Genomic DNA, 7,745 nt, shown 5'->3' with positions numbered 1-7,745 from the left:
CTGTCAAATCGCGATTTGGTGAGGGCGGCGCCGCGGCCTGGCGGCCGTCTCGCGCCTGTGTGAGCCGCATCACGGATCGTCGCGCGCCGGCTGCGTAAAGCTTCGTCATGCAAGGGCGAGCCCGATCGCCCGGAGCTTGCGAGGATACGGACATGACGCAGGTCTATTTCCACTGCTCGAATACACGCGGCGTGTTGATGGATCGCCGCGGCACCTCGGTGACGAGCCTCGCAGAGGCCTGCGAGGCGGCGACCTGCATGATGCGATCGCTGGTCGCAACCGCCAGCCTGGAAGACTGGCGCGACTGGGCCGTGCATGTCAGCGACGAGGCCGGCGAGGAGATCGTCATCCTGTCCTTCGCGTCCGTTCTCGGCAAGCCGCACTGAGGGGACGCCATGCTGTCGCTGCAGTCATCATTGACGTCTCTGCGCCGCGGCCTGAACGCGATCACGACCGGCTGGCAGAATCTGATCGCGCGAATGCGCGATCCCTACCGGCCCGAGCTGCACTACATGCGCGGGCCAGGCCCCAGATGGCGTGCGAAGCATCCTGTCCACGCCGCGTCAGCCGGTTGAACGCGGCGATCCAGTTTAGAACGATCCCAAGAAATCGCGCTGAAGGCCGAGACGCATCGTCGCAGTTCGCGGACGCTCTCGTTGCGTGATCGCAACACGACCGACGATAAGTCCAACACTGGACGGGTTCTAATCGCCGCGCGACTGCGCGTATCCGTCATCGTGTTAGTGACGACAAGAATGGAGACTGGAATTAGGTAGCGAAGTTGACTGCGACGACCAAATCCCTGCGGCGATGGGGCGCCGTCCACAAATGGACCAGCCTGATCTGCACCTTGTTCATGCTGCTGTTGTGCATCACCGGCCTGCCGCTGATCTTTCACGACGAGATCGATGATCTCCTGCACAGCCAGGTCAAGTCGGCCGAGGCGCCCGCAGGCACGCCGCCGGCCGATCTGGATCATCTGCTCGCCAACGCGCTCGCAAGGGCGCCGGGCAAGGTGCCTCACTTCCTGATCTGGGATCGCGACGAGCCCGGCGCGATGTGGGTCAGCGTCGGCCCGACGATCGACGCCGATCCGACCAACAACCTCCTGATCCGGATGGATACGCATACCGGCGCCTATCTCGATTCCCCTGATGTGACCGGCCGCTTCACCTACATCATGCTGAAGCTGCACACCGACATGTTCGCGGGCCTGCCCGGCAAGCTGTTCCTTGGATTGATGGGCATCCTGTTCTGCGTCGCGATCATTTCCGGCATCGTCGTCTACGCGCCGTCGATGCGAAAGTTGCGCTTCGGCGCCTACCGTGTGCAGCGGACCCGCGTGGTGCGCTGGCTCGACGTCCACAATCTCGCCGGCATCCTGCTGGTCGCCTGGACGCTGGTCGTCGGTTTCACCGGCGTCATCAACACCTGGGCGGAACTCGTGCTCAAGATGTGGCAGTTCGGCCAACTCGCCGAGATGACCGCGCAGTATCGCGACCGGCCGGTGCCGTCGAAGCTGGCCTCGCTGAACGGGGCCGTTGAGGTCGCCAGGCATGCGGTGCCTGGAATGACGCCGAGCTTTGTCGCGTTCCCGGGAACCCTGTTCAGCAGCAAGAGCCACTACGCGGTGTTCCTGCACGGCGATACGCCGCTGACCTCGCGGCTGCTGAAACCCGCGCTGATCGATGCGGAAACCGGGACACTGACCGACAGCCGCGATATGCCCTGGTATGTGTCGACGCTTTACGTCTCACAGCCGCTGCATTTCGGCGATTACGGCGGCATGCCGCTCAAGATCGTCTGGGCGCTGCTCGACATCCTCACCATCTTCATCCTGGTCACCGGCGTGTATCTGTGGCTGCGCCGGCGCAAGGCGGGCGTGAGCCAGGAACGCGCCATCGCCAACGCCGCCTCCATCGATACCCCCGCGCTCACCTCGTGACATCAGCATGGTCGCACATCGCTCATTGACCCGGATCTTTGCCGCTCCGCTCGTCATCGCGATCGTGAGCACGGTGGGATTGATCAGCGCGCTGGTCGGCGACGGCTGGTGGGATGCCGTCTCCTGGGTCGCGCTCGGCCTGCCGGTGCTGCTCTATCTGCTGTTCATCTGGCGGCGCCGGCCGAATTGATCAGGCTGGCTTGATCGCCGTTCGAGGAGCGCGGGCGGCAGTTCGAACCGGCAACGCCAAAGGCGATCGAAGCGGACGTCGATCGAATCAGAATATGTTCATCCCGGCGGTGTCTCACCGCGGAGATGCGCGGGAAGTCGACTAGGAAATCGAGCAGGCAATCGCCGCCACGCAAGTGCCTCGCGTGCGGCATCGCGCCGGTGCGCGCACCGCAGATCATCTGCCATGGCTGCATCGGCTCGGCGGCGGCGATCGACGTCGTTCGCAAATCAAGGGTCGCGCCCGTGTCCGTCCGAAAGCGCAAGGCGACGTCGGCCACTTGCTCGCCGAAAAAGCGGCGGCTCCGTCCTCGCCGTCCTCCAAGCCACTAGCTCGTGGAGCGACGCGTTAGATCCGCGCTTCCGCGCGCAGCGTCGTCTCGATCTCGCCGAGGATGCGCGCCAGCCGCTCGGCCCACGCGGTTTCGCCGGCCTGGTCGGAGATCAGGTCTTGGCGGATCTCGATGCCGGAATTCATCAGGCCGCGCTTCTCGCCATGCACGGGGATCGTGTAGTCGGTCTCGTCGCTGACTGCATAGGGCTCGTTGTCGCCGACCACGAGATCGCCCTCGCTGCGCAGATGCTTCAGGAGCAGCGGCGGCAGCGCCTTGTCGCGGTGATAGAGCGTGCCGATGTGCCAGGGACGCGCGATGCCGGCGTAGACCGGCGTGAAGCTGTGCAACGACACCAGCACCGTCGGAATGCCCTGACGCGTACGTTCGTCGATGATCTCGTCGATGCGCTGGTGATAGGGATCGAAGATCTGCGCGCGGCGCATCTCGGCGGCTTCGCGCGACAGGCCTTCGTTGCCGGGAACGGTGGTGGCTTCGCTGATCAGCGGGACCGCGCTTGCGAAATGCGGCGGACGATTGCAGTCGATCACGAGCCGCGAGTAGCGCTGCGCGATGAGGTGCGCGCCAAGCAGGTCGGAGAGCTGGGTTGCGACGCCGGCGATGCCGATGTCCCAGGCGATGTGCCGGACGAGCTCGCTTTCAGGCAAGCCGAGATCGCCGAGCGGGGAGGGAATCAGCCTGCCATAATGATCGCAAGTCAGAAGGAACGGCGAGCGGCCGCCAGGATTATGTTCAAGAACCGGTGAAACATCGGTGTTTGTCAGTAGAAAGAACGGGCCACCGGCGTGATTCACGGGCTTTTTCCTCAATTTTGCCTATTCAAGGGGCATGCTGGTTTGGAATCAAGCAGCATTCTCTATAGATTTGGCGGCCCAAATCACGATGATTGTTTGAAGATGCCGCTGCTGACTATCCATCACAAGACCGTTTATCGCTATGCGCGCCCGGTGGCGTTCGGCGAACACCGCATTATGCTGCGCCCCCGTGACGGCCATGATCTGCGCGTGCTCGACAGCGCGCTTGTGATCGACCCGCAGCCGATGTCGCTGCGCTGGATCCACGACGTGTTCGGCAACGGCGTCGCGATCGCCACCTTCGACGAGCGCGCCGACACGCTGTCGTTCGTCTCGACCGCGACGGTGGATCACAATCCGGCCGACAGGTTCGCGTTGACGCCTGATGACGCCGCCTACTTCTATCCGTTCCTCTACGATGATGAGGAATTCCCCGACCTGCAGCAGTTCATCACGCCGCAATATGGCGACCCGAACGGTGAGCTGTCGGCCTGGGCGCGGCGCTTCCTCGATGTCGAGGCGCCGACCCTGACGTTCAAGATCCTGAGCGACATGACGCATGGCATTCGTGAGGCGTTCAGCTATCGCAAGCGCTTTGAGCATGGCACCCAGCATCCGCTCGATACGCTGCGGACGCAGTCAGGGACCTGCCGCGACTATGCGCTGTTCATGATCGAGGCGCTGCGCCGGATTGGCATTGCCGCGCGCTTCGTCTCCGGCTATCTCGCGATGCCGACCGACAGCGCGCATGGCTATGTCGGCGGCGGCTCGACCCATGCCTGGGTGCAGGTCTATCTGCCGAGCGCCGGCTGGATCGAGTTCGATCCGACCAACGGCATCGTCGGCACGCGTGACCTGATCCGCGTCGCTGTCGCGCGCGATCCGCGCCAGGCGATCCCGCTGCACGGCGTCTATCTCGGCCCGACCGATGCCTTTCTGGACATGGATATCGACATCAAGGTCGTGTCGGTCGGCGAGAGCGTGGCGGAGCAGGAGACGGCCTGACGATGCAGATCAAGGTCGGCTTCGAGATCACCTACACGGCGGCGCAGCCGACGCCGATGGTGATCATGCTGTCGATCCATCCATCGCGCTACGCCGACATCGTCGGCACCGAGAGCATCTCGACCGAGCCCGATGTCCCGATCGGCCTCTATCGCGACGGTTTTGGCAATGTCTGCGGCCGTCTGGTCGCGCCAGCCGGTGGCGTCACTTTCCGCGGCAGCGCGCTGGTGCGCGATTCCGGATTGCCCGATGTCGTCAATCCGGCGGCACAGCAGGTTCCGATCGAGCAATTGCCTGATGACATGCTGCTCTATCTGATGCCGAGCCGCTATTGCGAGACGGACAAGCTGACCGACATCGCCTGGTCGCTGTTCGGCAATACGCAGCAGGGGTGGGCGCGGGTGCAGGCGATCACCGATTTCGTGCATCACCATGTGACGTTCGGCTACCAGCACGCCCATCACATGAAGTCGGCGCATGACGTCTACGAAGGCCGCGCCGGCGTCTGCCGCGACTTCGCGCATCTGGCGCTCACCTTCTGCCGCTGCATGGGCATTCCGGCGCGCTACTGCACCGGCTATCTCGGCGACATCGGTGTGCCGCCTGATCCCGCGCCGATGGATTTTTCCGGCTGGTTCGAGGCCTATCTGTCGGGCCAGTGGTACACTTTCGATGCCCGCCACAACACGCCGCGGATCGGCCGCATCCTGATGGCGACCGGCCGCGACGCCGCCGACGTCGCGCTCACCACGAGCTTCGGCCGCATGACGCTGACGAAGTTCGTCGTCGTGACCGATGAGGTGCCGGCGGCTTGATTCTTCCCAGCCATTCCGTCATTCAGGGCTCGCAGCTTCGCCGCGCCAGGGAATGACAGGTTAGCCATGATCTCCGACCTTCTCTTCGTCTACGGCACGCTGATGCGCGGCTTCGACCATCCGATGGCGAAGCTGCTCGCAGGCAACGCCGAATTCCTCGGGCCGGCGCAGTGCCGCGGCCGGCTCTATCTGGTGAAGCACTATCCGGGGCTGGTCGTGTCGGACGATCCCGCCGACATCGTGCACGGTGAGCTGTTTCGCCTCCGCGAGCGCGAAGCCATGCTGCGCGAATTCGACATGTACGAAGCCTGCGGCGAGGGCTTTCCGCCGCCGACCGAATATGTCCGTGAGATGCTCAAGGTCACGCTCGCCGACGGCAGCGTGAGCGAGGCGTGGACCTATCTCTACAACTGGTCGGTCGCCGAGCTGCCGCGGATCGCGTCAGGAAAGTTTCTGGAGCATTGACTGCTTCAGACTTCCCGCTCGACGCGAATGTCGACCTCGCGCTCGACATAGCTCCACTCCTCGGTCGCGCGCAGCATGCCGACCAACTCGTCGAACAGAGCGACATGCTCGGGGGCGAATTCGAACCAGGTCAGGAAGTCGAAGGGCATGCCGAGGTCGCGAGCGTGAAACAGCTGGCGGGCGATCGCGGGAAGGAATTTCAAGGTGCCAGCGATATGGTGCGACTTGTCCTCGAAGATCTCGCGGCGCTCCTGCTGCGTCAGCTCCCACCACGCCGCAGATTTCCTGATCGGGATCAGCGCCGCGTGCGTTGCCTCGGTGCGGCCGAGCCCGGCCTGCACGGCCGCAAGTTTCTCGCGCTCTTCCTTCTCGGTGTAGCGCAGATAGCTGGCAACGCCGGCGAGCCGCCAGGAGGTCTGCGCCGGCAACAGCGGCAGCGCGATCGACTCGCTCGCAACGATCGACAATGCCGCGACCTTCGGCAGCGTCTCGCCCTTCACTCGCGTGATGGACGTGACCTGCCAGCCGCCGCTCTGTCCGCCCCTGAATGTCGTGAACATGGGGCTATCCAATCCCGGAAGCGGGGAGGGGGCAAGCTTGCCGTGCAGGCTCTCCACTGTGGATTCGGGGGTAGCCCGCTCGACGGAGCCGTGACAGACCGGGCCTGTGAATAGCCCGGAAAAGCCCCACATTGTTCGGCATGCCCGGTCGTGCCGCTATATGGCTAACCGGTTGTCCGCGATTCGCCGCCCGAGCCAAGAATCACCCTGATGCGTTTCACGCCCGAATTCCTTGATGAGCTGCGCGCCCGGCTTCCGGTCTCGGAAGTCGTGGGCAGGCGCGTCAAGCTCAAGAAGGCCGGGCGGGAGTGGAAGGGGCTCTCGCCGTTCCAGCAGGAGAAGACGCCGTCGTTCTTCGTCAACGACCAGAAGCAAGCCTGGTTCGACTTCTCGTCCGGGCTGAACGGCAACATCTTCGACTTCCTGATGAAGACCGAGGGCGTGACCTTCCCCGAGGCGGTGGAGCGTCTCGCCGCGATGGCGGGTGTCCCGCTGCCGGCCGTAACGCCCGATGCGGCGCGGCACGAGCAGCATCGTCGCACCCTGCACGACGTGATGGAACTGGCGACGAAGTTCTTCGCCGAGACGCTGGCCTCGCGGGGCGGCGCCAAGGCGCGCGGCTATCTCGCCGACCGCAGCATCTCGCCGGCGACCCAGCTCCAGTTCCGGATGGGCTATGCGCCGCCGGACCGTTTTGCCCTGAAGGAGCATCTGGGCGCGTTAGGTATCTCCACCGAGGACATGGTGGAGGCCGGGCTTTTGGTGTCCGGCGAGGACAAGCCGGTGCCGTTCGATCGCTTCCGCGACCGCGTCATGTTCCCGATCACGGATGCCCGCGGCCGCGTCATCGCGTTCGGCGGCCGCGCGCTGGAGAAGGACGTTCCGGCAAAGTACCTGAACTCGCCAGAAACCCCGCTGTTTCACAAGGGCGACAATCTCTACAACCTGTTCACCGCGCGCCAGGCCGCGCATGACGGCGCGCAGCTGATCGTCGTCGAGGGCTATGTCGACGTCATCGCCATGGTCACCTCGGGCTTTCCCGGCGCCGTCGCGCCGCTCGGCACCGCGCTGACCGAGAACCAGCTGGCGATGCTCTGGAAGATGGTGGACGAGCCGATCCTCTGCTTCGATGGCGACCGCGCCGGCCAGAAGGCCGCCTATCGCGCCGCCGACCTTGCCTTGCCCCAGCTCAAGCCGGGAAAGAGCCTGCGCATTGCGCTGCTGCCGGAAGGGCAGGACCCCGACGATCTCGCGCGCTCCGGCGGCCGCGGCGCGATCGAGGATGTGATCGGCGCCGCGAGGCCGCTCGCCGAAATGATCTGGTCGCGCGAGATCGAGGGCGGCAATTTCGACACCCCCGAACGCCGCGCAGCACTGGAAGCGCGGATCGGCGAGCTCACGGGCGGCATCCGCGACGAGGTGGTGCGGCGCTATTACCGGCAGGATTTGCAGGAGCGGCTGCAACGCAACTTTGCCCCGGAGGGGGGACGCGGCGGTTACGGCCGCGGCGGCTACGGCAACAGAGGCAATTTCGGCGGTGGCCGCGGCGGCGAATCACCCCGCCAGTTTGCCCCCCGCGG

Annotated in this window: 11 protein-coding genes; 8 read left to right on the top strand and 3 right to left on the bottom strand. The window is 64.8% G+C overall.

Going from position 1 to position 7,745, the window contains the following annotated elements:
- Nucleotides 1-152 precede the first annotated feature (152 nt).
- From H8B02_RS42590 to H8B02_RS42575, 4 genes are all read left to right on the top strand, one after another.
- The gene (locus H8B02_RS42590; RefSeq protein WP_092126762.1) at nucleotides 153-386 is read left to right on the top strand and encodes a DUF6894 family protein; all 234 of its coding nucleotides are present in this window, start codon (nucleotides 153-155) and stop codon (nucleotides 384-386) included.
- Between the two features lie 9 nt (nucleotides 387-395).
- The gene (locus H8B02_RS42585; RefSeq protein ID WP_229171698.1) at nucleotides 396-575 is read left to right on the top strand and encodes a hypothetical protein; all 180 of its coding nucleotides are present in this window, start codon (nucleotides 396-398) and stop codon (nucleotides 573-575) included.
- Nucleotides 576-781: 206 nt separating this feature from the next.
- Nucleotides 782-1,945 (top strand): PepSY-associated TM helix domain-containing protein, encoded by a 1,164-nt coding sequence (locus H8B02_RS42580; RefSeq protein WP_283842315.1) that lies wholly within the window; start codon nucleotides 782-784, stop codon nucleotides 1,943-1,945.
- 7 nt (nucleotides 1,946-1,952) lie between these two features.
- Entirely contained in the window at nucleotides 1,953-2,135 is a 183-nt protein-coding gene (locus H8B02_RS42575) for a hypothetical protein (RefSeq protein WP_229171697.1), read from the top strand.
- Here H8B02_RS42575 and H8B02_RS42570 read toward each other — a convergent pair.
- Entirely contained in the window at nucleotides 2,110-2,454 is a 345-nt protein-coding gene (locus H8B02_RS42570) for a hypothetical protein (protein ID WP_229171696.1), read from the bottom strand. The genes H8B02_RS42575 and H8B02_RS42570 overlap by 26 nt on opposite strands.
- 68 nt (nucleotides 2,455-2,522) lie before the next feature.
- Nucleotides 2,523-3,320, bottom strand: coding sequence for an N-formylglutamate amidohydrolase (locus tag H8B02_RS42565; protein ID WP_229171694.1), 798 nt, complete (start codon nucleotides 3,318-3,320; stop codon nucleotides 2,523-2,525).
- Between the two features lie 102 nt (nucleotides 3,321-3,422).
- On the opposite strand from H8B02_RS42565, the gene H8B02_RS42560 reads away from it, so the two are divergent.
- The 3 genes from H8B02_RS42560 to H8B02_RS42550 all read left to right on the top strand — a co-directional run bounded on the left by H8B02_RS42560 (nucleotide 3,423) and on the right by H8B02_RS42550 (nucleotide 5,605).
- Nucleotides 3,423-4,325, top strand: coding sequence for a transglutaminase family protein (locus tag H8B02_RS42560; protein ID WP_229171692.1), 903 nt, complete (start codon nucleotides 3,423-3,425; stop codon nucleotides 4,323-4,325).
- Between the two features lie 2 nt (nucleotides 4,326-4,327).
- A complete protein-coding gene (locus H8B02_RS42555) occupies nucleotides 4,328-5,140 on the top strand; it encodes a transglutaminase-like domain-containing protein (protein WP_229171690.1) in 813 nt (270 codons plus the stop codon).
- Nucleotides 5,141-5,206: 66 nt separating this feature from the next.
- Nucleotides 5,207-5,605 carry a gamma-glutamylcyclotransferase family protein gene (locus H8B02_RS42550; protein WP_229171689.1) on the top strand — a complete coding sequence of 133 codons (399 nt, stop codon included), beginning with the start codon at nucleotides 5,207-5,209 and terminating at the stop codon, nucleotides 5,603-5,605.
- Nucleotides 5,606-5,610: 5 nt separating this feature from the next.
- On the opposite strand, the gene H8B02_RS42545 is transcribed toward H8B02_RS42550, so the two are convergent.
- A complete protein-coding gene (locus H8B02_RS42545; RefSeq protein WP_229171687.1) occupies nucleotides 5,611-6,165 on the bottom strand; it encodes a chlorite dismutase family protein in 555 nt (184 codons plus the stop codon).
- Nucleotides 6,166-6,375: 210 nt separating this feature from the next.
- Between H8B02_RS42545 and dnaG the strand changes: the two genes are divergently transcribed.
- On the top strand, nucleotides 6,376-7,745 hold a 1,370-nt coding region (gene dnaG / locus H8B02_RS42540; RefSeq protein WP_229171685.1), incomplete at its 3' end, for a DNA primase.

The sequence above is a fragment of the Bradyrhizobium altum genome, assembly GCF_020889705.1.
In the GTDB taxonomy this organism is placed as follows: domain Bacteria; phylum Pseudomonadota; class Alphaproteobacteria; order Rhizobiales; family Xanthobacteraceae; genus Bradyrhizobium; species Bradyrhizobium altum.
The sequence above is the reverse complement of the archived record's forward strand: the minus strand, read 5'-3'. Positions and strand labels throughout refer to the sequence as shown.